This is a genomic window from Pseudomonas sp. 21615526 (genome assembly GCF_013386245.1).
Lineage (GTDB): Bacteria > Pseudomonadota > Gammaproteobacteria > Pseudomonadales > Pseudomonadaceae > Aquipseudomonas.
Map to the genome: position 1 here is coordinate 1 of NZ_JACAOM010000215.1, position 1,436 is coordinate 1,436.

At 64.2% G+C, this 1,436-nt stretch carries 2 protein-coding genes; both read left to right on the forward strand.

Annotation, left to right across the window (positions count from 1 at the left end; translation table 11 throughout):
• Positions 1-82 precede the first annotated feature (82 nt).
• Entirely contained in the window at positions 83-1,087 is a 1,005-nt protein-coding gene (locus HX786_RS31180) for an ornithine cyclodeaminase family protein (RefSeq protein ID WP_177027652.1), read from the forward strand.
• The coding region (locus HX786_RS31185) for an aromatic amino acid lyase (RefSeq protein ID WP_178913061.1) at positions 1,084-1,436 on the forward strand (353 nt) is incomplete at its 3' end. The genes HX786_RS31180 and HX786_RS31185, both read left to right, overlap by 4 nt.

The following is a 1,436-nucleotide window of genomic DNA, read 5'->3' on the forward strand; positions in this document are numbered from 1 at the left end:
AAGCTCCCTCCCCACAGCAATCTCCCTCACCCCATAAAAGCATCTTCAGCATCGACCTTCGCAACCCATCAGTGAGCAGACCATGCAACCGATCTACATCGACTTCCTCAACGGCCTGGACATCGACGAACTGGCCCTGACCAACGACGAAATCCTCAACGCCATCGAATCCAGCCTGGCGATCCAGGGCCGCAGCGAGGCGGTGATCGAGCCGCGCATGCACCTGATTCCCGGCGGTGAAATCAACGGCCACTTCAACGTGCTGCGCGGTGTATTGGGCGGTGCAATCGGCTACGCCGGGGTCAAGGTGGTGGGCGACTTTGTCGATAACTACCGCAAGGGCCTGCCCTCGGAACTGGCGATTCTCAATCTGCTGGACCCGGCCACCGGCATCCCCAAGGCCATCCTGGACGCCTCGGCGATCACCGACATGCGCACCGGCGCCGTCACCGCCATCGGTGCCAAATACCTGGCCCGTCCCGACAGTAAAGTCCTCGCGCACATCGGTGCCCGTGGCACGGCGTATTGGAACGTGCGGCTGCTGGACCACCTGTTCGACTTCGACGAAATCCGCGTGCACTCGCGCCGCAGTGAAAGCCGCGAAGCCTTCGCCGAACGCCTGCGCCGCGACCTCGGCAAGCCGGTGATTGTCACCGACGACTGGGAGTCCACGGTGCGCGGCGCCGACATCGTGGTGGAAGCTTCACGCCTGGATCAGCCGCAACCGTTGCTGCACACCGAGTGGATCAAGCCCGGTGCCTTCGTCGTGCCCTACGGCACCATGAGCGCGGTGGAACTGTCGTTGACCGACATCATGCACAAGCTGGTGGTGGACGACTGGGGCCAGTGCAAGGGCGGGATGTTCGGCGCATTGCGCGCCCACGTCGACGCCGGAAAACTCAGCGCCGAGACCTTGCATGCCGAGTTGGGGCAGATCGTCGCCGGCTTGAAGACCGGCCGGGAAACCCCCGAGGAAACCATCCTGTTCTGGCACCGTGGCTTGAGCCTCAGCGATATCGCCCTGGGCCACGCACTGCTGGAAAAATCCAAACGCCTGGGGATCGGCCAGCGGTTGCGCTGGGCATGATTCACTTCGATCCCGCCGGTTTGACGATTGAGGATTTGCTGTCGATTGCCCGCCAAGACGCACCGGCTGACTTCAGCGATGCGGCCCGCCAACGTATCGACGAAGGGCATCGACTGTTGCTGCGCCTGGTGGCTGAAGGCACGCCGATTTACGGGGTGACCACCGGCCTCGGTGCGGCGGTGGATACGCAGGTTGCGCCGGTGCAGGCAAACATTCCTTTGGGGCGTGCGGTGGGCGTTGGCCGCCTGGCCACGCGTGAGGAATTACGCGCGATCACCGCAGCCCGCCTGGCGGGGTTGGCCCAGGGGCGTTCGGGTATTTCGCCGGGTGCGGCGCAGGCGCTGTTGGC